At 29.5% G+C, this 24,824-nt stretch carries 23 protein-coding genes and 1 tRNA gene; 20 read left to right on the top strand and 4 right to left on the bottom strand.

Annotated elements, in window-relative coordinates; all coding sequences use genetic code 11:
* Nucleotides 1-8: 8 nt before the first annotated feature.
* Genes L8W40_RS06260 through waaC form a run of 4 tightly spaced genes read right to left on the bottom strand, consistent with a single transcriptional unit; the run spans nucleotide 9 to nucleotide 4,611 of the window.
* The gene (locus L8W40_RS06260) at nucleotides 9-1,163 is read right to left on the bottom strand and encodes a glycosyltransferase family 2 protein (protein WP_263664946.1); all 1,155 of its coding nucleotides are present in this window, start codon (nucleotides 1,161-1,163) and stop codon (nucleotides 9-11) included.
* 3 nt (nucleotides 1,164-1,166) lie between these two features.
* On the bottom strand, nucleotides 1,167-2,714 hold the full coding sequence (locus tag L8W40_RS06255) for a glycosyltransferase family 2 protein (protein ID WP_263664945.1): 1,548 nt from the start codon (nucleotides 2,712-2,714) through the stop codon (nucleotides 1,167-1,169).
* Between the two features lie 8 nt (nucleotides 2,715-2,722).
* Nucleotides 2,723-3,595, bottom strand: a complete 873-nt coding sequence (locus tag L8W40_RS06250; protein ID WP_263662615.1) for a lipid A biosynthesis lauroyl acyltransferase — start codon at nucleotides 3,593-3,595, stop codon at nucleotides 2,723-2,725.
* Nucleotides 3,592-4,611 carry a lipopolysaccharide heptosyltransferase I gene (gene waaC / locus L8W40_RS06245; protein WP_263664944.1) on the bottom strand — a complete coding sequence of 340 codons (1,020 nt, stop codon included), beginning with the start codon at nucleotides 4,609-4,611 and terminating at the stop codon, nucleotides 3,592-3,594. Before waaC ends, L8W40_RS06250 begins: the two co-directional genes overlap by 4 nt.
* A 65-nt stretch (nucleotides 4,612-4,676) precedes the next feature.
* Between waaC and L8W40_RS06240 the strand changes: the two genes are divergently transcribed.
* The 20 genes from L8W40_RS06240 (at nucleotide 4,677) to L8W40_RS06145 (ending at nucleotide 24,813) form a co-directional block, all read left to right on the top strand.
* Nucleotides 4,677-5,456: a 3'-5' exonuclease gene (locus L8W40_RS06240; RefSeq protein WP_263661247.1), complete on the top strand. Its 780-nt coding sequence runs from the start codon at nucleotides 4,677-4,679 to the stop codon at nucleotides 5,454-5,456.
* A 58-nt stretch (nucleotides 5,457-5,514) separates the two neighbouring features.
* The gene (gene galE, locus L8W40_RS06235) at nucleotides 5,515-6,501 is read left to right on the top strand and encodes a UDP-glucose 4-epimerase GalE (protein ID WP_263664942.1); all 987 of its coding nucleotides are present in this window, start codon (nucleotides 5,515-5,517) and stop codon (nucleotides 6,499-6,501) included.
* On the top strand, nucleotides 6,495-8,189 hold the full coding sequence (locus L8W40_RS06230) for an ABC transporter ATP-binding protein (RefSeq protein ID WP_133319731.1): 1,695 nt from the start codon (nucleotides 6,495-6,497) through the stop codon (nucleotides 8,187-8,189). The genes galE and L8W40_RS06230 overlap by 7 nt, the downstream gene beginning before the upstream one ends.
* The gene (locus L8W40_RS06225; protein ID WP_263664941.1) at nucleotides 8,186-9,250 is read left to right on the top strand and encodes a glycosyltransferase; all 1,065 of its coding nucleotides are present in this window, start codon (nucleotides 8,186-8,188) and stop codon (nucleotides 9,248-9,250) included. The genes L8W40_RS06230 and L8W40_RS06225 overlap by 4 nt, the downstream gene beginning before the upstream one ends.
* 1 nt (nucleotide 9,251) lies before the next feature.
* The gene (locus L8W40_RS06220; RefSeq protein WP_263664940.1) at nucleotides 9,252-10,352 is read left to right on the top strand and encodes a glycosyltransferase; all 1,101 of its coding nucleotides are present in this window, start codon (nucleotides 9,252-9,254) and stop codon (nucleotides 10,350-10,352) included.
* A 1-nt stretch (nucleotide 10,353) separates the two neighbouring features.
* Nucleotides 10,354-12,492 carry an STT3 domain-containing protein gene (locus L8W40_RS06215; RefSeq protein WP_263664939.1) on the top strand — a complete coding sequence of 713 codons (2,139 nt, stop codon included), beginning with the start codon at nucleotides 10,354-10,356 and terminating at the stop codon, nucleotides 12,490-12,492.
* Complete coding sequence (gene pglA / locus L8W40_RS06210; RefSeq protein ID WP_263661252.1) at nucleotides 12,489-13,616, top strand: N,N'-diacetylbacillosaminyl-diphospho-undecaprenol alpha-1,3-N-acetylgalactosaminyltransferase; 1,128 nt, start codon at nucleotides 12,489-12,491, stop codon at nucleotides 13,614-13,616. The genes L8W40_RS06215 and pglA overlap by 4 nt, the downstream gene beginning before the upstream one ends.
* Nucleotides 13,609-14,211 carry an undecaprenyl phosphate N,N'-diacetylbacillosamine 1-phosphate transferase gene (gene pglC / locus L8W40_RS06205; protein ID WP_263664938.1) on the top strand — a complete coding sequence of 201 codons (603 nt, stop codon included), beginning with the start codon at nucleotides 13,609-13,611 and terminating at the stop codon, nucleotides 14,209-14,211. The genes pglA and pglC overlap by 8 nt, the downstream gene beginning before the upstream one ends.
* On the top strand, nucleotides 14,198-14,794 hold the full coding sequence (pglD, locus tag L8W40_RS06200) for a UDP-N-acetylbacillosamine N-acetyltransferase (protein ID WP_263664937.1): 597 nt from the start codon (nucleotides 14,198-14,200) through the stop codon (nucleotides 14,792-14,794). Before pglC ends, pglD begins: the two co-directional genes overlap by 14 nt.
* Nucleotides 14,791-15,951: a UDP-N-acetylbacillosamine transaminase gene (pglE, locus tag L8W40_RS06195; RefSeq protein WP_263664936.1), complete on the top strand. Its 1,161-nt coding sequence runs from the start codon at nucleotides 14,791-14,793 to the stop codon at nucleotides 15,949-15,951. The genes pglD and pglE overlap by 4 nt, the downstream gene beginning before the upstream one ends.
* 1 nt (nucleotide 15,952) lies before the next feature.
* Nucleotides 15,953-17,716, top strand: coding sequence for a UDP-N-acetylglucosamine 4,6-dehydratase (configuration-retaining) (gene pglF / locus L8W40_RS06190; protein ID WP_220567226.1), 1,764 nt, complete (start codon nucleotides 15,953-15,955; stop codon nucleotides 17,714-17,716).
* A gap of 113 nt (nucleotides 17,717-17,829) precedes the next feature.
* Nucleotides 17,830-18,207, top strand: a complete 378-nt coding sequence (locus L8W40_RS06185) for a chemotaxis response regulator CheY (protein WP_039619063.1) — start codon at nucleotides 17,830-17,832, stop codon at nucleotides 18,205-18,207.
* A gap of 12 nt (nucleotides 18,208-18,219) precedes the next feature.
* Nucleotides 18,220-19,056, top strand: a complete 837-nt coding sequence (locus L8W40_RS06180) for a 50S ribosomal protein L11 methyltransferase (protein ID WP_133319740.1) — start codon at nucleotides 18,220-18,222, stop codon at nucleotides 19,054-19,056.
* Complete coding sequence (ftsH, locus tag L8W40_RS06175; RefSeq protein ID WP_263664935.1) at nucleotides 19,056-20,978, top strand: ATP-dependent zinc metalloprotease FtsH; 1,923 nt, start codon at nucleotides 19,056-19,058, stop codon at nucleotides 20,976-20,978. Before L8W40_RS06180 ends, ftsH begins: the two co-directional genes overlap by 1 nt.
* Nucleotides 20,978-21,595, top strand: a complete 618-nt coding sequence (locus tag L8W40_RS06170) for a phosphatidylserine decarboxylase (protein ID WP_220567229.1) — start codon at nucleotides 20,978-20,980, stop codon at nucleotides 21,593-21,595. Before ftsH ends, L8W40_RS06170 begins: the two co-directional genes overlap by 1 nt.
* Nucleotides 21,592-22,302: a CDP-diacylglycerol--serine O-phosphatidyltransferase gene (gene pssA / locus L8W40_RS06165; protein WP_133319743.1), complete on the top strand. Its 711-nt coding sequence runs from the start codon at nucleotides 21,592-21,594 to the stop codon at nucleotides 22,300-22,302. Before L8W40_RS06170 ends, pssA begins: the two co-directional genes overlap by 4 nt.
* A 61-nt stretch (nucleotides 22,303-22,363) precedes the next feature.
* Nucleotides 22,364-22,918, top strand: coding sequence for a hypothetical protein (locus L8W40_RS06160; RefSeq protein WP_133319744.1), 555 nt, complete (start codon nucleotides 22,364-22,366; stop codon nucleotides 22,916-22,918).
* A gap of 49 nt (nucleotides 22,919-22,967) precedes the next feature.
* Nucleotides 22,968-23,057: transfer RNA gene (locus tag L8W40_RS06155), tRNA-Ser, on the top strand.
* A 99-nt stretch (nucleotides 23,058-23,156) separates the two neighbouring features.
* The gene (locus L8W40_RS06150; protein WP_263664934.1) at nucleotides 23,157-24,626 is read left to right on the top strand and encodes a DNA methylase; all 1,470 of its coding nucleotides are present in this window, start codon (nucleotides 23,157-23,159) and stop codon (nucleotides 24,624-24,626) included.
* Nucleotides 24,619-24,813 carry a hypothetical protein gene (locus L8W40_RS06145; RefSeq protein WP_039668753.1) on the top strand — a complete coding sequence of 65 codons (195 nt, stop codon included), beginning with the start codon at nucleotides 24,619-24,621 and terminating at the stop codon, nucleotides 24,811-24,813. The genes L8W40_RS06150 and L8W40_RS06145 overlap by 8 nt, the downstream gene beginning before the upstream one ends.
* The last annotated feature ends 11 nt before the right edge of the window (nucleotides 24,814-24,824 follow it).

The following is a 24,824-nucleotide window of genomic DNA, read 5'->3' as shown; positions in this document are numbered from 1 at the left end:
ACATTAAATTATTTAAAAAAACTTTTTACTTTTTGCCAAATTTTCCAAAGATCATAAGGAATTCGTGTTTCTATATATGGTGTAATAATAGGTAATTTTTCTTTTAAATTCAAAGGGTCTTTTTTAAATTTTTTAATCATTAAAGCCTTTTTTACATAAAAAGACAAAAATGTCTCTTTTATAGCCAATGCATTTTCACTCTTTTGCTCTTTAAAAAATTCTATCATTTCTAAAGCTGTTATCACTCTACTTGCTGCTTTTAGATAGTTTTTTGCTTCTTTGGCATTTTCCCCAAAAGCTTCATATAAATCTTTAAAATATTCTGACACATTTTCCTTTGTAATTTTTTTATCATGATTTGATATGCTATTGGATCTTAAAATACAAATATATAATGGTTTAGGTAAAATACAAATAGACTTGGCGCAAGCAAACAAAACCATACCAAAATGTATATCTTCATTAATAATATAATTAATAAACTTTAATTTTATAGATCTTAAAAAGTCAAAATCTATCATCCCCATAACACCAAAAGAAATATCTCTCATACCAACCTCTTCTGCTCTTTGTGCATATTCTTTTGGACTAATAATACATTCATCATTGTAAGAAAATTTTTGAAATCTCGTTTTTTTTCCCTTATCTTTAATTCCATCTTCATAAACACATTTATAATCAAATAGCAATACATCTACATTTTGCATTCTCACAACGCATTCTTCTATGCAGTTTAACTCCCAATAATTATCAGAATCTAAAAAAATAATATAATCAATCTTTGGAATTTCTAGCCTATCGTTCGCTAAAGCATTTTCGTACTTATAAATTTTATAAATATTTTGTGGATTATTGCCAACAATCTTAAAAATATTTAATTCATTTTCTTTTTCAATATATTGTATTTCATATTCACCATAAAAAAATTCTATACCTACATTTCTAGCACTACTTAAACCACCATTTTTTTTATCAAAAAGAGTGATTCTTTTATCTTTTAGAGTATATTCTTTTACAATATTGAGTGAGTTTTCATCTGTACTACCATCATTTACTAGTATGATTTCTAAATTAGTATAGGTTTGATTGATTACACTATCTAAACATTCTTTTAGATATTTTTCTACATTGTATATGGGAATTACTATGCCTACTTTTTTCATACTTTATCTCCAAGTTATTTTTTTATTTTTTATAGTTTCAAGATAAATTTGATGATTGATTTCAAGCATATTTTTGCTATTTTCTTCATGGTAGATATGATAAGCCAGAGCATTAAATTTAAGCCTTTTAAACACTCCCTCATTAAATAAAAATCTAGCTACAAACTCGCTATCTTCCCTACCCCAGCCTATAAATTTTTCATTAAATCCCTCAATGGCTTCAAAATCACTTTTATAAAAGCTCATATTGCAGCCTCTTATACCTTTAATAAGTTGTGATTTTTTAAAAAATTTCTTAGCTAGTTTTGAAAATTTATATATACATTTAGCTAAAAAAATATTTCTTTGATTTTTAAAACCCTTTTTATTAAAAGCCAAACTAAAATCATTTTTGCTTAAAAGTTCTTTGCTTTCTTTTTCATTTAAAATCACCCTAGAACCTTGCAAAAATACTTTTTTTTGTGCAAATTTCAAATGATCAGCTACAAAACTTTTTTCTAAAACCATATCTCCATCTATAACGATTATATATTCGCTTTTAGAAGCTTTAATAGCTTTGTTTCTAATCTCACTTAGTCTAAACCCCTTATCTTCTTGCCAAATATGCTCTAACTTACATGGAAAATCTTTCTGATAAGCTTGTATAAGCTTGACTGTATCTTCCCTGCTTCCATCATCAGCTATTAAAACCTCATCTGGTAAAGGCTCTAAGTTTTTAACGCTATCAAGCACCAAAGCAAGCCTTTCTTTTTGATTATAGGTTGTGATGATCAAAGCACAAGTTTTTGGCTTTTGTTTTTTTAACTCATACAATTTCATATATTTAAAAAAGGCCCCAAGACCATTGCAAGTACTTATGATAAAGCCTTTATAGCCATAAAAAATCCCTTTTTTCAAAACATAATTTCTAAAAAACGTCCAAATTCCTCTTAGCAATGCCTTGCAAACACTACTTTCTCTGTGTAAATTTTGCAAAGCCCAAAGCTTAGAGTATTTTTGAAGCTTATCTAGCAAACTATCGATATCATCAAACGCAAAATGTCTCAAACCATTTTGCAACTTAATCTTTTTACTATCTTCATATAAAATCAAACTCTCATGCACTAAATTTTCATTAAAATTAGTATGGGTTTTATTAAACACCCGCATTACATGATCGGGCCACCACCCACAAGCTTTAATCCACTCTCCATTATATAAATTTTCTCTTGGTAAGGCTATAATATCTTCTTTATTAGGCTCAATTTGCCCTAATTCTTGTAAAAATTCTTTCTTAGCAAGCTCATCTGCGTCAATATTAAAAATCCAATCATTGCTAGCATAACTTATGGCTAAATTTTTCAAAGGTCCAAAACCTATAAATTTATGCTGATAAATCTTGATATTTTTATAACTTTTACTAAACTCATAAGCAATTTTTAAAGTATCATCATTGCTATCATTTTCTATCAAAACTATCTCGCCAAATTCTTGCAAAGATTCCAAGCAAGCTTTTAAAGTTTTTTGAGCATTTTTAACAATCATTATCACACTAATTTGCTTTAAATCCATTTTATGTCCTATAAATATAATTCATGATTGTATCTTTTAAATCTCTTATGAAAGAAAAAATACTCATCAGGTTTAAATTTAATCATCTCTTCACAACACTTTGCTTGATACTTAGTAAGCTCTTCTATACTTGCCTTGCTTGCATCTAAAGCCTTAAAAGTTTTTACAAAAAATTTCTCATCTTTTTGATACACAAAACAAGGTAAAATCATAGCATTTGTTTTTTTAGCAAGTACACTTGCACCTGCTATGAAATTTACTTCTTGGTTAAAATATTGTATTTTTACACTTTCACTATCCACTGCATCTTGATCGGTTAAAATTCCAAGCGATCTACCTTCTTTTAAGGCTTTTAGCATTTTTCTAAGCCCGCCCTTTTTTTCTATAAGCTCTATATTAAATTGCGTGCGATTTTTACTTAAAATTTTATCCATTATCACGCTATCAAGTGCTCTTCCAACTATGGAAATTCCTTGAAATTTAGCTCCAAAAGACAAAGCCAAAAGCTCCCAGTTACCATAATGAGCCGTAGTTACAATCAAGGGTCTTTTACTTTGCATTATATTTAAAATTTGCTCCTCATCATCAAAGCAAATTTTATCGATAATTTCTTCTTTGCTTGCATTTTGATTTTTGATAAAATCAATCCCAAATTTAGCAAAATTTTTATAGATATTAAGACTAGTTTCATCACGCCATTTTTGATCTTTTTCAGGAAAGCAAATTTTTAAGTTTATGTCAATGATTTTGCGGTGTTTGTGATTTAACTTATAAGTGATTAAAGCAACCAAATTTGCAAAAGAATTTAAAAGTTTTACAGGTAAAATCTTCACAAGGGCTTTTAATATATAAAAAAGGCTTAGATATACATAATTTATCATTTTTCTAAAAGCTCACAAGCTAGTTTAAAAATATCTTTTTCATCGATATTTTGTATGCAAAAATCACTTTTATCTATATGTTTTGAATGCAGTATTTTTTTACCTGCATTGATTGTTTTGTTGATATTTGTTTCATAAGTATTTCTTTGGCTAGGAGTAGCACCAAAAATCGTTATAGAAGGCTTGTTTAATGCAAAGGCTAAATGAGTAGGCCCGCTATCATTTCCGATAATTAAATCACTTGTCTTAGTTAAAGCACAAAGCTCGCTTAAGCTTAATTTTGGCGCAAGTTCTATTTTCAAATGTTTTAAATTTAAAACTATATCTTTAGCAAAATTAAACTCATTAACATTGCCCCAACCAAGCATGATTTTTGCACTAGTAAAATACTCTAAAAGCATTCTACAAAGTAGTATCAAACGCTCTTTTGGGTAAATTTTATTAGGCATAGATGAGCCTACATGTATGAGTATATTTGGCGCACTTTCACTTAAAGAAAGTCTTTGCTCTAGCTCTTCTTTTAACTCATCATCTACGCTAAAACAACTTTGTTTTAACTCTATGTCACTATGATCAAAATGCTCATTTAGCACATAAGCTACCAAAGAAAGATTACGCACGATAATATTTTCTTCATAATTACACGCAAATTTATGCGTATAAAAATTGCTCGCAAAGCCCTCTTTTATGCTTTCTTGATCAAAACCAAAAGTATTAGCACATAAAAATTTACTCACTAAAGCAGATTTAATCAAACCTTGCAAATCAATCACAACATCATATTTATTTTGCCTAGCTTCAAAAAGCATAGCAAAAACTTCTTTGAATTTTCTATCTTTCAAAGGCAGGGCATATACTTCATTAATCATTGGATGATCTTGCAACAATCCTGCAAATCTTGCATCTATAAACCAATCAATACTCGCCTTAGGATAATGCTTTTTAATAAATTGTAAAACAATTACCGCATGGATGATATCTCCAAGTGCGGATAATTTAACCAAACCTATTTTCATATACTACTTTATTTTTAAATTTTCTGTTATGATTTTAACAAAGATTTTTTAAAAAAAGGTTTATCATGCAAGAATATATTTGCGTTTTTGATTGTGAGAGCATTCCTGATGTAGAATTGATAAAACATCTTTATGATTTTAATGGCGATGATTTAAGCATTAGCAAGCAAGCTTTAGAAAAACAAAAAGAAGAAAGTGGAAGTGAATTTTTACCCCTACCTTTTCATAAAGTTGTAAGCATTTGTGCAGTGATTGCAGATAAATTTGGAAATTTCATCAAAGTCAATAAAATCAAAGGCGAAAATGAAAAGCAAATGCTAGAAGAGTTTTTTAACTTCATAGATAAACACCAACCCCGCCTTGTAAGTTTTAATGGTAAAAGCTATGACATGCCTTTGCTTGTTATAAGAGCATTAAAATACAATATCAACGCAAGTGCTTATTTGGACGCAAGCGATAAATGGAATAACTACAAAAGCAAATTTGTAGAAAATAAACATTGTGATTTATTAGAATCTTTAGGAAGTTTTGGTCAAAAAGGCTTAAGACTTGACACGCTTTGTGCTATGGCAGGACTTCCTGGAAAATATGATGTGCATGGAAATGAAGTATTAGAACTTTTTTATCAAAACAAATTAGAAAAAATTCACGAATACTGCGAAAGTGATGTGTTAAACACCTATATGCTATTTTTAAAATACGAACTCATTAAAGGTAATTTAACCCAAGAAGATTATCTTAATATTTTAGAAAATTTCAAAGAAGAACTTTTGCAAAAACATAGCGATAAAAGCTATCAAAAGCCATTTTTAGAGGCCATAGAAAAAGAAAAGAGCAAGTTTTAAATTAATTAAGAAAAGTATATTAAAATAACTATTATTAAATATCACAAAAAGGATAAAAATGAAAATTTTAATCACCGGTGGCGCAGGATACATAGGCTCTCATACTTTAAAACAATTTTTAGAAACAAATCATGAAATTTGTGTATTAGATAATCTTTCAAAAGGTAGCAAAAAAAGTTTGGATGAACTTTCTAAAATCAGACCTTTTAAGTTTTTTGAGCAAGATTTAAGCGATTATGCTGGGATTAAAAAACTTTTCAAAGAAGAAAAATTTGATGCAATTGTGCATTTTGCAGCTAGTATCGAAGTTCCTGAAAGTATGGAAAATCCTTTAAAATATTATATGAATAATACCGCAAACACAAGCAACTTAATCCAAACTTGTTTAGAAACAGGTGTGAAAAAATTCATTTTTTCTTCAACTGCAGCTACTTATGGAGAGCCACAAACTCCTATCGTAGATGAGCAAAGTCCATTAGTACCGATTAATCCTTATGGACAAAGCAAACTAATGAGCGAAAAAGTCTTACAAGATGCTAATATGGCTAATCCTGAATTTAAATATTGCATTTTAAGATACTTCAATGTAGCAGGTGCTTGCATGAGTTATCCTATAGGTCAACGCTATCCAAAAGCTACTTTACTTATCAAGGTTGCTGCTGAAGTAGCCACAGGAAAAAGAGAAAAACTTTATATTTTTGGTGATGATTATAATACTAAAGATGGTACTTGTATTAGAGATTTTATCCATGTTGATGATATTTCAAGTGCACATTTAGCTGCTTTAGAATACCTAGAAAACAATGAAAGTAATATTTTCAATGTAGGATATGGACACGGTTTTAGCGTAAAAGAAGTTATTGAAACTATGAAAAAAGTAAGCGGGGTAGATTTCACAGTAGAACTTGCACCAAAAAGAGCTGGAGATCCTTCTGTGCTTATTTCAAATGCTGATAAAATCAAAACCCTAACTAATTGGAAACCAAAATATGATAATTTAGAATTAATCTGTAAAAGTGCTTATGAGTGGGAAAAACAGTGTTAAAAAAACTTTTTTTCATACTCAATGCCCATGATAAGAAATTTTTATTTGCTTTGCTAATTTTTTCTATTTTCATAGGATTTATAGAAAGCTTTGCTATTTCTTTAATCATGCCTTTTGTATCAGTAGCGAGTAATTTTGAGCTTTTAGAAAAAAGCTCCTATTTTCAACCTATATATGAGTATTTAAATTTACCAAGTTATAAGATTATTGCTTATTTTGGCTGTATATTAATCGCCTTTTATATTTTTAGAGCCTTTTTAAATGCCTTTTATTTTCATTTACTTGCGCGTTTTTCTAAAGGGCGTTACCACAGCCTTGCTTGTCGTATTTTTGATAAATACTTACACCTTGAATATGAGAATTTTACTAATAAAAATCAATCAGAACTTTTAAAAACCATCACTCAAGAAGTATTTCATTTAAGCACTTTAATTAGTGCTTTTTTACTTATGCTAAGTGAAAGCTTTGTGGTGTTTTTACTTTATACTTTATTGCTAATTATCAACTATAAAATCACCCTAGCTTTAAGTGCTTTTTTACTTTTAAATGCTTTTATTTTGATTAAAATCCTCTCACCCTTGGTAAAAAAAGCTTCCATAGCTAGAGAAGAGGCGATGAAAAATTATTTTGAAATTTTAAATGCAAATTTAAACAACCTTAAAATCATCAAACTCAAAACCAAAGAACAAAGCACACAAAAGCTTTATGAAATTCAAAGTGGGCTTTTTGCCAAAGCAAACATTAGCAATGAAAGCATGTCAAGCATTCCTAGAATTTACCTTGAAGGTATAGGTTTTTGTATGCTTTGTTTTATTGTGGTGTATTTAGTTTTAAGATATGAAAGTGATATTTCATCTATCTTAGCAACTATTACTATTTTTGTGGTGGCTCTTTATAGGCTTATGCCAAGTGCTAATCGTATCATCACAAGTTATAATGAAATCACATATTATAAAAACTCTTTAGATATTATTTATAATATGCTCAATGAAAAAGAAGAAAAACTAGGCGATGAAAGTATTGAATTTAAAGAAAAAATCGTTTTGAAAAATCTTTTCTTTGCTTATAAGGGTAAGAAAAACTTATTTAAAAATTTAAATTTTGAGCTTAATAAAAATGAAAAAATCGCTTTTATAGGTAAAAGTGGAAGTGGTAAAAGTACTTTAGTTGATCTTATCATAGGACTTTTAAAACCAAGCGATGGAGCTATTTTTGTAGATGGAATTAAGCTTGATGAGAGCAATATAAAAAGTTTTAGAAGTAAAATTGGCTACATACCTCAACAAATTTATCTTTTTAATGATTCTATTGCTAAAAATATTAGCTTTGGAGAAGAAGTAGATGAAGCGCTTTTACACAAAGTGATCAAACAAGCTAATCTTGAAAGCTTTGTAAATTCACTTGAAGATGGAGTGCATACTAAGGTAGGTGATTCAGGTTCGTTTTTAAGCGGGGGTCAAAGACAAAGAATAGCCATAGCAAGAGCACTTTATCAACAACCTGAAATTTTAGTTTTAGATGAAGCAACTAGCGCTCTTGATCAAGAAAGCGAAGCAAAAATCATGGAAGAAATCTATAAAATTTCAAAAGACAAAACTCTCATCATCATAGCCCATAGGCTCTCAACCATACAAGGTTGTGATAGAGTATTTGAAGTAAAACATGGGCATTTAAAGGAACAAGTATGAAAATCACTTTCATCATAGCTACTTTAAATTCAGGCGGTGCTGAAAGAGTATTAGTCACTTTAGCTAATGAACTTTGTAAAAATCATGAAATAAATATTATTAAATTCCACAAAGAAGACTCTTTTTACAAGCTTGAGCCAAAAATCAAACTTTTTACCCTAGAGCAGTTTGACTTTTCCACTCTTTATAATAAAATAGCCTCACGCATTAAAAAATTCAAAGCCTTAAAACAAGCACTTAAAGACCACAAAAGCGATGTTTTTATCTCATTTTTAGATACAACTAATATTGCTTGCATTTGGGCAAACAAAGGTTTAAATACACCTTTAATCATTAGCGAACATAGCTCTTATACTTATTTAAAATCTAAAATTTGGAAGTTTTTACGCCGTATAAGTTTTCCTCATGCAAATGCTTTAACCGTGCTAAGTAATGATGATAAAAATTACTATGAAAACTTTGTTAAAAAAGTTATCAATATGCCAAATCCTTGTCATTTTAGCCCTATTAAAGAAAATTTAAAAAAAGAAAATAATGTCATTTTCGTAGGCAGACTTGATCATAATAAAAATGCTTCTATGTTTTTAAAAGCCATAGCAAGGCTAGATACAAATTTACAAAAACAATACAACTTTTTCATAGCAGGTGATGGAGAATTAAGACAAGATTTAGAACAAGAAGCCAAAAATTTAAATATCAAAGTTAATTTTCTAGGTAAAGTTGAAAATATACAAGAGCTTTATAAAAAAGCAAAAATAATCTGCCTTTGCTCTTTCATAGAAGGCTTGCCAACAGTTTTACTTGAAAGTTTATATTATCAAGTAGCGCGCATTAGCACTAAATACACAAGCGGTCATAAAGATTTAATTGATGATGAAAAAGATGGATTTTTAGTAGATTTAGATGATGAAAAAGCTTTAAGCGAAAAACTCGCACTTTTAATGCAAGATGAAAATTTAAGAAAAACACTAGCGCTTAATGCACAGCAACGATGTAAAGATTATGAAGTGGCCAATGTAGCACAAAAATGGCTTGATTTAATCAAAGAAGTAAGGGTTTAAAATGAAAAAACTGGCAATTTTTATTTATTCTTTAGGAAGTGGTGGCGCTGAAAGGGTTGTATCTACACTATTACCTGTGTTAAATTTAAAATATGAAATACATTTAATTTTAATGAATGATAAAATATCATATGATATTCCTGAAGTTAATATCCACTATCTTGAAAAATCAAGTCCAAGTGAAAGTAACTTAGCTAAATTTTTAAAACTACCCTTGCTAGCTATGAAATACAAAAAACTTTGTGAAGATTTAAAAATCAACTTGCAATTTGTATTATTAAATAGACCTAATTATATTGCGTTAATGGCAAAATCCCTAGGACTTAAATCAACCCTTATTATCAATGAATGCACCACTCCAAGTGTAATTTATAAACATAATAATCTAAATTCTTTTATCAATAAATTTCTTATTAAAAAACTTTATAACAAAGCAGATTTAATCTTAGCAAATTCTATAGGAAACAAAGAAGATTTAATACAAAATTTCAATATAGAGGCTAAAAAATGCGATATTTTATACAATGCCATAGACTTAGAAAACATTATAGAAAAATCTAAAGAAAAAATAGACTTTAAAGATCCTTTTATATTAAGTGTTGGAAGGCTTGATCGTGGTAAAAATCATGCTATGCTTATAAGAGCTTATGCAAAAGTTAAAACTGATTTAAAATTAGTCATTTTAGGCGAGGGCATTTTAAAAGATGAGCTTTTAGCTTTAATAGAAACTTTAAATTTAAAAGATAAAGTCTTTTTACTAGGTTTTGATAAAAATCCTTATAAATACATGAGCAAATGTGACTTTTTTGCTTTTGCTTCAAGTTTTGAAGGTTTTTCCAATGTTTTAATCGAATGCTTAGCTTGTAATACTGCCGTACTTTGCACTGATCATAAAAGTGGCGCAAGGGAGCTATTTTTAGATGATGAGTTTGGACTTTTAGTAAAAGTAGATGATGAAAAAGCCATGCAAGAAGGCTTAGAAAAAATGTGCAATGATGAAGCACTAAAAGCTTCATATAGACAAAAGGCTTTTTTGCGTGCAAAAGAATTTGATAAAATTAGCATAGCAAAGCAATTATTTGAATTTTTCAACAAGGCATAAAATGAAACTACAACAAAATTTCACTGATAATAATTCTATAAAATATACCTGTATTTTAATCCTTATAGCCTTTACTTTTAGTGTTTTGTGTAGATTATACTGGGTAGCTTGGGCAAGTGAGTTTTATGAGTTTTTCTTTAATGATCAACTTATGATTACTACTAATGATGGCTATGCTTTTGCAGAAGGTGCAAGGGATATGATAGCAGGTTTTCATCAACCCAATGACTTATCTTATTTTGGAAGCTCACTTTCTACTTTAACTTATTGGCTTTATAGTATTTTACCTTTTAGCTTTGAAAGTATTATTTTATATATGAGTACTTTTTTTGCTTCTTTGATTGTTGTGCCTATTATATTAATCGCAAGAGAATATAAACTCACTACCTATGGCTTTATAGCAGCCTTACTTGGAAGCATTGCAAATAGTTATTATAACCGCACTATGAGCGGGTATTATGATACTGATATGCTAGTGTTAGTTTTACCAATGCTTATTTTGCTTACCTTTATACGCTTGACTATTAATAAAGACATTTTTACCCTACTTTTAAGTCCAGTTTTTATCATGATTTATTTGTGGTGGTATCCATCAAGTTATTCTTTAAATTTTGCCATGATAGGACTTTTTGGTCTTTATACTTTAGTATTTCATAGAAAAGAAAAGATTTTTTATCTAGCTATTGCTTTAATGATCATAGCTTTAAGTATGCTAGCATGGCAATATAAGCTTGCTTTGATTGTATTATTATTTGCTATTTTTGCTTTTAAAGAAGAAAAAATTAATTTTTATATGATTTGGGCTTTGATTTTTATTAGCATTTTGATATTACATTTAAGTGGTGGCTTAGATCCTGTTTTATATCAACTTAAATTTTATGTTTTCAAAGCTTCTGATGTGCAAAATTTAAAAGATGCTACCTTTATGTATTTTAATGTTAATGAAACTATTATGGAAGTAAATACTATCGATCCTGAAGTATTTATGCAAAGAATTAGTTCTAGTGTTTTAGTATTTGTCCTTTCTTTTATAGGTTTTATCTTACTTTGCAAAGATCACAAAAGTATGTTTTTGGCTCTACCTATGCTTGCACTAGGTTTTATGGCTTTAAGAGCTGGGCTTAGATTTACCATTTATGCAGTTCCTGTGATGGCTTTGGGTTTTGGGTATTTTTTATATACATTTTTTAATTTTTTAGAAAAAAAACAAATCAAACTTAATCTAAAAAATAAAAACATCTTGCTCATACTCATTGCATTTTTTAGTATAAGTCCTGCCCTAATGCATATTTGTTATTATAAATCCTCTACTGTTTTTACTTCTTATGAAGCTAGTATTTTAAATGATTTAAAAAATAAAGCTCAAAGAGAAGATTATGTCGTTGCTTGGTGGGATTATGGTTATCCAATACGCTATTATAGCGATGTAAAAACCTTAATCGATGGTGGAAAACACTTAGGAAAAGATAATTTTTTCTCATCTTTTGTCTTAAGTAAAGAACAAATTCCAGCAGCTAATATGGCAAGACTTAGCGTAGAATACACTGAAAAATCTTTCAAAGAAAATTATCCTGATGTTTTAAAAGCTATGGTAAAAGATTATAACCAAACAAGTGCTAAAGATTTTTTAGAAAGTTTAAATGATAAAGATTTTAAATTTGATACCAATAAAACTAGAGATGTATATATTTACATGCCTTATAGAATGTTGCGTATCATGCCCGTGGTAGCACAATTTGCAAATACAAATCCTGACAATGGAGAGCAAGAAAAAAGTTTATTTTTCTCCCAAGCTAATGCCATAGCTCAAGATAAAACAACAGGTTCTGTTATGCTTGATAATGGAGTAGAAATTATTAATGATTTTAGAGCTTTAAAACTAGAAGGTACAACTATACCTTTAAAAGCTTTTATAGATATAGAATCCATCACAAATGGCAAATTTTATTACAATGAAATTGATTCAAAAGCTCAAATTTATTTACTCTTTTTAAGAGAATATAAAAGCTTTGTGATTTTAGATGAAAATCTTTATAATAGTGCCTACATACAAATGTTTTTATTAAATCAGTACGATCAAGATTTATTTGAGCAAGTCACTAATGATGCAAGAGCGAAAATTTATAGGCTAAAAAGATGAAAATAGGAATTTTAACCCATAGCGCAATGAGTGTGTATTATTTTCGTCTTGCACTCATTAGAGCTTTAGAAAAAAATAATCATGAAGTTATAATCATCACTCCAAAAGATGATTTTGCTATTAAGTTACAAGAGCTAGGCTATAAGGTTTGCTTTTATGATTTAGCTAGATCAAGTGTTAATCCCTTAATTGTTTTTAAAAATCTACTTAGTTTAAAAAATACACTCAAAAGCTTAAATTTAGATCTTTTACAAACAAGCGCTCACAAAAGCAATACAACAGGTATTATAGCGGCTAAAATGGCGGGCATTAAATACACTTTTGGTTTGGTTGAAGGCTTAGGAAGTTTTTACATAGATGATGATTTTAAAAGCAAATTAGTAAGAATAAGCATTAATTTACTTTATAAAATTTCTTTTAAACTTGCAAATGGTTTTATTTTTGTCAATGAAAGCAATGCTTTATTTATGAAAAATTTAGGCTTAAAAGAAGAAAAAATCAAAATCATCAAATCCGTAGGGCTAAATTTAAAACAATTTTTACCTTTAAAAATTAGCACAGAAGAAAAACAAGCTTTTTTAAAAGAACACAATATGCCTGATAAACCTATCGTTTTAATGATTTCAAGAGCACTTTGGCATAAAGGAATTAAAGAATTTTATGAAGCAAGCCAAATTTTAAAAGATAAGGCAAATTTTGTTTTAGTGGGTGGAAGAGATGATAATAAATCTTGTGCACCATTAGAATTTTTAAACTCAAATGATGTTTTTTATCTTGGCGCAAGAAGTGATATTGCACATTTATTAAATTTATGCGATATTTTTGTTTTACCAAGCTATAAAGAAGGCTATCCAAGAACGGTTTTAGAAGCACAAGCTTGTAAAAAAGCATGTGTGGTAAGTGATGCTGAAGGTTGCATTGAAGCAGTGAATAATGCCATAGACGGTTTAATTTGTAAAAGCAAAGATAGCAAGGATTTAGCTGAAAAAATCGCAGTTTTACTAGAAGATGAAAAACTAAAAAATACTTTAGCACAAAATGCTTTTCTTAGAGCGCAAAATTATGATGAAAATATCATAGCTTTGAAATATCTTGACTTTTATAGGGGTTTTATAAATGTATAAAAATGGTTTAAAGCGTGTTTTTGACTTTTTTTTGGCTTTGATTTTATTGATTATTTTTTTACCCTTTATAGTGCTTATAGGTATTGTTTTAAAAATCGTTCAAGGAAGTGTGCTTTTTAAACAAGCAAGACCAGGATTAAATGAAAAAATTTTTTATATTTATAAATTTAAAACTATGAGTGATGAAACCGATGAAAATGGAGAATTACTTCCTGATGAATTACGCTTAAAGCCTTTTGGTAAGCTAGTTAGAAGCTTGAGTTTAGATGAATTACCGCAGCTTTTTAATGTATTAAAAGGCGATATGAGCTTCATAGGCCCAAGACCTTTACTTGTAGAATACTTGCCCTTATACAATCAAGAGCAAAAAAAACGCCACGATGTAAGACCAGGCATTACAGGTTGGGCACAGATTAATGGACGCAATACTATTTCTTGGGAGCAAAAATTTAAATATGATGTAGAATATGTGCAAAATTGCTCTTTTTTATTTGATCTTAAAATCTTTTTTATGACCATTATTAAAGTTTTAAAAAGAAGCGGGGTTAATAAAGAAGGAGTAGCTACAACGGATAAATTCAATGGACACAACTAAAAGTATTTATATATATGGTTCTAGTGGGCATGGTTTAGTCTGTGCTGATGTAGCTAGAAATTTAGGATATGAAAAAATCATCTTTTTAGATGATAATAAAGGCTTAAAATATCACTCCAATTTAGAAAAACACGATATGTTTATTGCTATTGGCGCAAACTCTATTAGAGAAAAACTTTTCAAAAAAGCAAAAGATGATGGATTTAGATTAGTTAATTTGATACACAAAAGTGCTATTATTAGCCCAAGTGCTTTTTTAGATGATGAGGGTATTTTAATCATGCCAAATGTCGTAGTTAATGCTAAAGCTAGTATTGCAAAAGGTGTGATTTTAAATACTGCTTGTGTGATTGAGCATGAGTGTTTTGTAGATGAGTTTAGCCATATTAGTATTGGAGCTAAACTAACAGGAAATGTAAAAATAGGAAAGCGTTGTTTTTTAGGAGTTAATTCAAGTGTTATTCCTTGTATAAGTTTATATGATGATATAACTTTAGGCGCAGGAGCAGTTGTAGTTAAAAACTTAACTTCTAAAGGCATTTATGCTGGAGTTCCTGCCAAGAAAATAAAGGAGGTAAAATGAGATTTTTTCTATCAGCACCACATATGAGTGGAAAAGAATTAGAATACATACACAAAGCTTTTGAAAGTAATTATATAGCACCTTTGGGTGAGTTTGTTAATGCCTTAGAACAAAGTATTAAAGATTATACAAAAAGTTCTAACGCACTTGCTCTAAATGCAGCCACTGCAGCTATTCATTTAGCTTTAAGAGTTTTGGGCATCAAAGAAGGCGATATAGTTCTAGCTTCAAGTTTTACCTTTATTGCTTCAGTAGCGCCTATTTCTTACATGAATGCTACGCCTGTATTTATTGATTGTGATGAAACTTATAATTTAGATGTAAATTTATTAAAAAAAGCTATCAAAGAAAGTCCTAAAAAGCCAAAAGCTCTCATTTTAACACACCTTTATGGTAATGCTTCTAAAATGGATGAGATTGTCCAAATTTGTAAAGAAAATGAGATTTTTTTAATCGAAGATGCTGCTGAAGCTTTGGGAAGTTTTTACAAAAATAAAGCTTTAGGTACTTTTGGGGATTTTGGAGTATATTCTTTTAATGGTAATAAAATCATCACAACAGGTGGTGGTGGCATGCTTGTGAGTGAAAATCATGCTAATCTTGAAAAAGCAAGATTTTATAGTACCCAAGCTAGAGAAAATTGCCTTCATTATGAGCATAAAGAATATGGCTATAATTATAGAATGAGCAATATCTTAGGTGCAATCGGTACTGCTCAAATGGAAGTTTTAGAAGAAAGAGTGTGTAAAAAGCGTGAAATTTATAGCTGGTATAAAGAATTTTTAAGTGGAACTTTTACTTTTTTAGATGAGCTTGAAAATACCAAGTCAAATCGCTGGTTAAGCACTGCTTTACTTGATTTTGATTTAAATAAACTTAATACTTATAAAAAACATTGTATATGTGAAAATAAAAATGTTCAAATTCAAGATAAAATTTTAAAAATCATACAAGTTTTAAAAGATAATAAAATCGAAAGTCGTCCACTTTGGAAGCCAATGCATTTGCAAGAACTTTACAAAGGCTGCGATGCTTACTTAAATGGTAATAGTGAGTTTTTCTTTAGTAATGGAATTTGCCTTCCCAGTGCAACTACTATGAGCAAAGCTGATGTAGAGGAAGTTTCTACTTTAATCTTAAACACCTTAAAGGACTAAGATGGATTATAAAAGCAAACGCTTAGGATTTTTTCTAGGCGCTGATATTTTACTTTTTGTTATAAGTATTTATTTGTCTTTTTCTTTACGCTTTAGTGCAGACATCCCAAGTGAATTTTATGAAGGTATGTTTAAAAGTGCTGTGATTTTGATTTTACTTAAAATCATTTTTCTAGCTTTTTTTAAAATTTATCAAGTTGCTTGGAGATTTTTCTCCCTTAATGAAGCGCGTAAATTAGTCATCGCTTTAGCTTTGGCTGAGCTTGTATTTTTAGCAATTTATTATTTTTATGATGATTTTTTTAATCCTTTTCCAAGAAGCGTTATAGGAATAGACTTTGTTTTATCTTGTATGCTAATTGGAAGTTTGCGTATAAGCAAAAGAATGATAGTTGATTTTAGAAAGCCAAAATACAACGAAGAACATCCTTGTATAGTAGTTGGCGCTACTTCAAAGGCTTTGCATTTATTAAAAGGAGCTAAAGAAGGGAGCTTAGGACTTTTCCCTGTAGCTGTGGTAGATGAGCGTAAAAATTTAATAGGTACTTATTGTGATAAATTTATAGTTGAAGAAAAAGAAGCAATCAGAAAATATACCGCTGAAGGAATTCATACTGCTATCATTGCTTTAAAACTTGAGCAAGAAGAATTAAAAAAGCTTTTTGACGAACTCATTGCTTATGGGATTAATGATATAAAGCTTTTTTCTTTTACGCAAAATGAAGCAAGAGATATAAGTATCGAAGATTTATTAGCGCGTAAGCCAAAAGATTTGGATAATGCTTGCGTGATTGATTTTATCAAAGATAAAGTAGTTTTAGTTAGTGGAGCTGGTGGAACTATAGGAAGTGAGCTTTGCAAACAATGCATTAAATTTGGTGCAAAACACTTAATCATGCTTGATCATAGTGAGTATAATTTATATAAAATAAATGAAGAATTAAGCTTACATAAAGAAAAAATCGAACCTATTATGATGAGTATATTAGACAAAGAAGCATTAGAAAAACTTTTACAAGAAAAAAACATAGATTTGATTTTACATGCAGCAGCTTACAAACATGTGCCTTTATGTGAGCAAAATCCACATTCAGCTATTTTAAATAACATCATTGGTACTAAAAATTTAATCGATCTTGCAAAAGCTTATAAAGTTGCTAAATTTGTTATGATAAGCACCGATAAGGCTGTAAGACCGACTAACATCATGGGTTGCACAAAAAGAATTTGTGAACTTTATACATTAAGCTCAAGTTGTGAAAATTTTGAAGTAGCTTGTGTGCGTTTTGGTAATGTTTTAGGGTCAAGTGGAAGTGTAATACCTAAATTTAAAGCTCAAATTGCAGCTAATGAGCCACTTACTCTTACTCATCCTGATATAGTGCGTTATTTTATGTTAGTAGATGAGGCTGTGCAACTTGTTTTACAAGCTGCGGCTATTGCCAAAGGTGGAGAATTATTTGTACTTGATATGGGTGAGCCTGTTAAAATCATGGATTTAGCTAAAAAAATGCTTTTACTTTCTAATAAAAAGTTAGAAATCAAAATCACTGGGCTTAGAAAAGGCGAAAAACTTTACGAAGAGCTTTTAATCCATGAAAATGATTTAAAAACTCAATATGAAAGTATATTTGTTACCACTAGTGATCTTAAAGATTTAAAAATTTTAAATCAAGAAATAGAAAAATTACTCCACAGCACAGATCCTGCAAAAGTTTTAAAGGAGATTGTGCCTGAATTTAATCACAATAAAAACGGAGAGTGATTAAATTCTAATTTTATTTTAAAATGATATAATATAAACTTTTAATTGATTAATAAAAATAAAAACGATACAATTACAGTTTTATGTAATTACATCAAGACAAAGGAAAAAAAGTGAAGTTATTAGTAGTTGATGATAGTTCTACCATGAGAAGAATAATCAAAAATACCCTTGTAAGATTAGGCCACAAGGATGTTTTAGAAGCTGAACACGGGGTTGAAGCTTGGGATTTACTTTCACAAAATGATGATATTAAAATTTTAATTACTGACTGGAATATGCCTGAAATGAATGGCTTGGAATTAGTAAAAAAAGTAAGAGCGGAAGAAAAATATGCTGATATGCCAATTATTATGGTAACTACAGAAGGTGGTAAAGCAGAAGTTATTACCGCCTTAAAAGCAGGCGTAAATAACTATATTGTAAAACCTTTTACTCCTCAAGTGTTAAAAGAAAAACTTGAAGATGTTTTAGGAACAAACGAAGGCTAATTATAAGTTTTTATGCAAACACATTATTACGAACTTTTTTTTCAAACAGACAAGGAATATTTAGATTTATTCCTTGATCTTATCTTTTCTCTAGAGATAGACGCTATAGAAGAAAAAAACAATGGTATTTATATAAGATCAGAAGAAGATATAGAACTCATTAAAATAGCCTTGCATGATTTTCATCAAAAATTATGTCAAAAACTAAATACTCATATTAATTTCCACTCTACCTTAGAAAAAAAAGAAAATAAAAATTGGATAGAAGAGTATAAAAAAGGTATACAAGCTTTGACGATCGATAATATCCACATTCATACCACTTGGCAAGAAGCTAAACAAGATAAAATTAATATCATTATAGATCCTGCTCTAGCTTTTGGCTCAGGACATCATGAGAGTACTTATACTTGTATAGAATTTCTACAAAAATATACAGATAATTCCAAATTTTGCTTAGATGTGGGTTGTGGAAGTGGAATTTTAAGCATTATCATGGCAAAACTTGGAGCCAAAGTACAAGCTTGCGATACAGATGAATTAGCTATAGTTGCAAGTAAAGAAAACGCGAAATTAAATCAAGTTAGCTTTGATGATATTTGGGTAGGTTCTATTAATAAAAGCTTACATAAATATGATATAGTTGTGGCAAATATCATTGCCGATATATTGATCATACTAGAAAAAGATCTTAAAGAAAAAACCAAAGAAGGTGGAATTTTGATCTTATCTGGTATATTAAATAAATATGAAGAAAGGATTAAAAATAAATTCAAAGATTTCACTTTGTTAGAATGCAAACACAAAGGAGAATGGTTGAGTTTAGTTTATAAAAAGGAATTGCAATAATGAATAAAAAACCAAATGATTTAAAAGATAATCAAAACAATAATAACTTTTTTAACAAAAATCCCATTTTTATTTTTGCTATTTTTGCCATTGTGATGATTCTTTTATTTAAAGGATTTTCAGATGATGGTAGCATGGGTATTATGGGCGGAGAAAACACTAAAAAAGTTACTTATTCTGAATTAAAAACTTTAATTGAAAATAATCAAATTGCCCAAGTTAATATAGGTCAAACTACTATAAAAGCTGTATCTAAAGCAGGAAATATGGTATATATTACCAAAAAAGTTCCAAATGATGCTACTTTTGTTCCTTTACTTGACTCAAAAGGCGTTTCCTATGGTGCTTTTAATGAAAGCAATTGGTTTATAGATATCTTACTTTCTTGGGTTTTGCCAGTATTTATTTTCTTTGGTATATGGATGTTTTTAGCTTCTCGTATGCAAAAAAATATGGGTGGATCTATACTTGGTATAGGAAGTTCTAAAAAACTTGTAAATTCAGAAAAACCGAAGGTTAAATTTAATGATGTTGCAGGTGTTGAAGAAGCAAAAGAAGAAGTTAAAGAAATTGTTGATTTTCTAAAATATCCTGAAAGATACATTAATCTTGGAGCAAAAATTCCAAAAGGACTTTTGCTTGTTGGCCCTCCAGGTACAGGTAAAACTTTGCTTGCAAAAGCAGTAGCAGGCGAAGCTGATGTGCCATTTTTTAGCGTATCAGGTTCATCTTTTATAGAAATGTTTGTTGGTGTTGGTGCTAGCAGGGTTAGAGATTTGTTTGAAAATGCTAAAAAAGAAGCTCCAGCTATTGTATTTATAGATGAAATCGATGCTATAGGTAAATCACGTGCAGCAAGCGGTATGATGGGCGGAAATGATGAAAGAGAGCAAACTTTAAATCAACTTCTAGCTGAAATGGATGGTTTTGGTACCGAAAGCTCACCAGTAATTGTTCTAGCAGCGACAAATCGCCCTGAAGTACTTGATGCAGCACTACTTAGACCGGGGCGTTTTGATAGGCAAGTTTTGGTAGATAAGCCTGATTTTAAAGGTAGATGTGATATTTTAAAAGTCCATATGAAAGATGTTAAAATTTCACCTGAAGTAAAAGTAGAAGATATTGCAAGATTAACAGCAGGTCTTGCGGGTGCTGATTTGGCAAATATCATTAATGAAGCAGCTTTGCTTGCAGGTAGAGATTCTAAAAAACATGTGGAACAAAAAGACTTGGTAGAGGCAGTAGAAAGAGCCATAGCAGGACTTGAGAAAAAATCACGCAGAATTAATGATAAAGAGAAAAAAATCGTAACTTATCATGAGTGCGGCCATGCTTTAATAGCTGAAACTACAAAAGGTGCTAAAAAAGTAAGTAAAGTTTCTGTTATTCCTCGTGGTTTAGCAGCTTTAGGATATACACTCAATACCCCTGAAGAAAATAAATTTTTAATGCAAAAACATGAACTTTTAGCTGAAGTTGATGTGCTTTTAGGAGGACGTGCGGCTGAAGAAATTTTCATTAAAGAAATTTCAACAGGCGCAAGCAATGACCTTGAGCGTGCAACTGATATTATCAAAGCTATGATTTCTATGTATGGTATGAGTGAAATTGCTGGCTTAATGGTACTTGAAAAGCAAAGAAATACTTTCTTAAGTGGCGGGCAAACTGTAAAAGATTATTCTGATAAAATGGCTCAAGATTTAGATGAGTATGTAAAGAAAACATTGGATGAACGCTATGCGGGTGTAAAAGAAATTTTAAAAACCTATAGCGGTGCTATAGAGGTGATGGTACAAGCACTCTATGAAGAAGAAACTATTGATGGTGCCAAAGTAAGAGAGATTATTAAAAACTATGAAGAAGAAAATAATCTTCCAACACGCCTAGAAGAAAAAGAGCAAGAAGCTACTAAGGAAAACTAATGAAAACAAATTTTATTGCAAAAACTGGTTGGAGTTTGCTTATAGTTCTAGCTATAGTTTTTGCAATATTTCAATTTATATGGGGATTTTCTTGGCTTTTATGGTGTATTTTTATATTTTTTATTTATCTTTTTAGAACTAAAAAAATTGATTATATAGCAGATCCAAACACCATTATAGCTCCCATAGAAGGAAAAATCAAATGTATCAAAACAAGCTCATATAAAGAGCTTGGCGAGTGTATAGAAGTGCAAATTATCAATAATATTTTTTCCCAAGGAAATATCATAGCTCCGCTTGATATGAATATAGAAGAAACTAGAATAAGGCATGGACTTTTTTTATGTCCATTTATGAAAAATACAAATTTAATGGGTGAAAGAATGTTATTTTTAGCTAATTCCAAGAGCAAACAATGGGCATTACGCGTTATTTTTGGAGCATTAAATAGAAAAGCTCATATTGATGATTTTGGTCATCATTTAAGCCATGGACAAAACATAGGTTTTATGTTTGATGGTAGTGTGAGTTTATTACTTCCAAAAGACACTAGAATTTGCGTAAATGAAAATGATAAAGTACGCATTGGTACATTAATAGGGTATTTAAATCCATGAATTTTAAACTAATTTATATTTTACCTAATCTTTTTACAGCCGCTTCCATATTTTTAGGTATTATTTCAGTGATTGCTTCTATTAATCAAAACTTTGATAAAGCATTAATTTATATCATTTTATCATTAATTTGCGATGGTTTAGATGGACGCGTTGCAAGAGCTACCAACTCTACTTCTAAATTTGGAGTTGAGTTTGACTCACTAGCTGATTTAATAGCCTTTGGTGTAGCACCTGCTATGCTTTTTTATATGAGCATAGGTTATGAATATGGTCGTTTTGGCTCATTAATAGCTGGTTTATTTGTAGTTTTTGGCGCTATACGCTTGGCAAGATTTAATGTCACAACAGGAACTTATGAACCATCGGTTTTTATAGGTCTACCTATACCAACAGCAGCAGTTGTAAGTGCTTTATGGGTAAGTGCTTATTTATATTATGATTTTTTACATGATTTTTCTTTAATAATAATATGTATCCAAATGCTTCTAGCCTTTTTAATGGTAAGCAACATAAGGTATCCAAGTTTTAAGAAAATCGATCTAAAAAGAGCAAATGTTTTGAAGGTGTTAATCCTTTTAGTAATTTTATTTTCTATGCTTTATCTGTATTTTTTAGAAAGTGCATTGATTATTGCTAGTTTATATGTGCTTTATGGGATTGTTCGTAGTTTTTTTACCCTAGCTCGTAAATTTAAAAAATATTAATTTTACTTTCACTTCATTTTCTATCAATATACTTTTCATTATTTTTCAAAAAGGAGTAAAAATGAATAAAAACAAATTATTCAGACAAATTCACATTTACATTAGTTTATTTTTCTTACCACTTGCATTTTTATATGCAATCACAGGTTTTGCTTATATAGCTGGTTTTGATGGAGAAAGTGGAGCTAAAATTCAAAATTACAAAGTTCAAGCTATTATTCAAGAGGGTGCTGAAGCTGAATTTTTAATTGATTTTTTAAAGAAAAACAACTTAAAAATTCCTTCATCTTTGGAACCAAAACTCAACAAAAAAGGCGATGGCATAGAACTTGGGACTATAAATTATATAGCAAGTATTATAAAATTAGATGAGAATGACTATGAAATTACAACAAAAGATAGAAGCTTGCTTGGAAATATGATTTTGCTTCATAAAGATAAAGGTATGTGGTACTTTTCTGTACTTGGGTTAGCTTTTGCACTTGCTATGATAATACTTTATATTTCAGGACTTTTAATCACTATTATAGCTATACGCAAAGATAGAGGTAAACAAATAGCAGTTTTAGGTGCTGGTTTTATTATAACTTTAATCATAGCTTATTTCAGTGTATAAATTTAAGGTATATCTTATAAACAATAAGATATACTTTCCCTTTTAATACGGACAGATGGGTGAGTGGCTGAAACCACACCCCTGCTAAGGGTGCAGATCTTAACGGGTCTCGAGGGTTCAAATCCCTCTCTGTCCGCCACCTTATAAATTTCATTTTATTTCATCTATTTTAGTAATTTTTATTGTTATAATTAATATCATCAAAACTTAATAAATCTAAAGGCAAGCTTCACATACTATGCAAATTTACGCTTCTATTGACTTGAAATCTTTTTACGCTTCAGCTGAATGTGTTTTAAGAAATTTAGATCCTTTAACAACTAATCTTATTGTAGCAGATAAAACAAGAACGGACAAAACCATCATACTAGCAGTTTCACCTGCATTAAAAACTTACAATATACCTGGTAGATTAAGACTTTTTGAGTTTAAACAAAAAATCCATTTAATCAACCAAGAAAGACTAAAACAAGCTCAAAAACACCACTTTAAAGCTAAAAGTTTTAGTATATTAGAACTTGAAAATGATTTAAATTTAGAATTAGACTACATTATTGCTAAGCCCAGAATGGCTACTTATATAGAATTTAGCACAAAAATATACAGCATTTATTTGAAGTATTTTGATGCTAAAGATATTCATATATACTCTATTGATGAAGTTTTTATCGATCTTAGTTCTTATCTTGAAAAATACAAACTATCAGCTTATGAGCTACTTACTAAGGTTTTACTTGATATTTCACACACAAGTAAAATCACCGCAACAGCAGGCATAGGCACAAATTTATACTTAGCTAAAATTGCTATGGATATACTCGCTAAAAGACAAAAAGTAGATGAAAATGACTTGCTTATAGCCTTTTTAGATGAAAAATTATATAGATATAAATTGTGGCAGCATAAACCTTTAAAAGATTTTTGGCGTATAGGTAAAGGTATTGCCTTAAAACTTGCAGATTTAAACATTTATACTATGGGAGATCTTGCAAGATTTTCTTTAAAACATGAAGACTTGCTTTATAAACACTTTGGTGTTAATGCTGAACTTTTGATCGATCATGCATGGGGTATTGAAACTTGCACAATGAAAGATATTAAAAATTACAAATCACAAAATCACTCTAAAATCATGGCTAAAGTTTTACCTTTTGCATATGATAATAATCAAACAATAAAGGTTTTAAAAGAACTTGTAGATCATTTGGTACTTGAACTTATACAAAATAACCTTAAAACAAACCATATCACACTAGATATACAATATGATAAAAGCAATTTAGAAAATTCAAGTTTTTTGAGTTCTTATAAAGGAGCTATTACTAAAGATAATTACGGAAGAGCTATACCTAAAAATGCTCACGGAAGTATGAATTTAGAAAATTTTACCCATTCTTTAAAAATCATCAACAAAAAAACCTTAGAACTTTTTTATAAAATCAGTGATAAAAACTTAAGTATTAGAAAAATCAGCCTAAGTTTAAATAATATCACAGATAAAGCTCAAGAAAATTTCCAAGAATTAAATTTATTTAGTGATTTTAACGCAATTTCACAAGAAAAAAATCAACTTGAAAAAGAAGAAAAGCTCCAAAAAGCAAGACTTCAAATCATGCAAAAATTTGGTAAAAAAGCTATTTTAAAAGCTTCAAGCTTGGATGATGAGACTAAAGAAATTACTTCTTTAATAGGAGGTCATAATGCATGATGATTATAAAGATATAATAGATATAAAATATCAAAAATCAAAACAATTTCCACCAATGTCAAGAGAAAAAAGAGCGGCACAATTTGCTCCATTTTCAGTACTAAATGGCTTTAGTAAAGCTATTTTAAAAACGCAAAAAGATATGGAAAAAGCATTAGAAAATAGTAAATATCAAGAAGAAAGCTAAGTTCTTCTTGA

The organism is Campylobacter sp. IFREMER_LSEM_CL1846, from assembly GCF_025772105.1.
In the GTDB taxonomy this organism is placed as follows: domain Bacteria; phylum Campylobacterota; class Campylobacteria; order Campylobacterales; family Campylobacteraceae; genus Campylobacter_D; species Campylobacter_D lari_D.
This window is presented reverse-complemented; position numbering and strand designations above follow the sequence as displayed.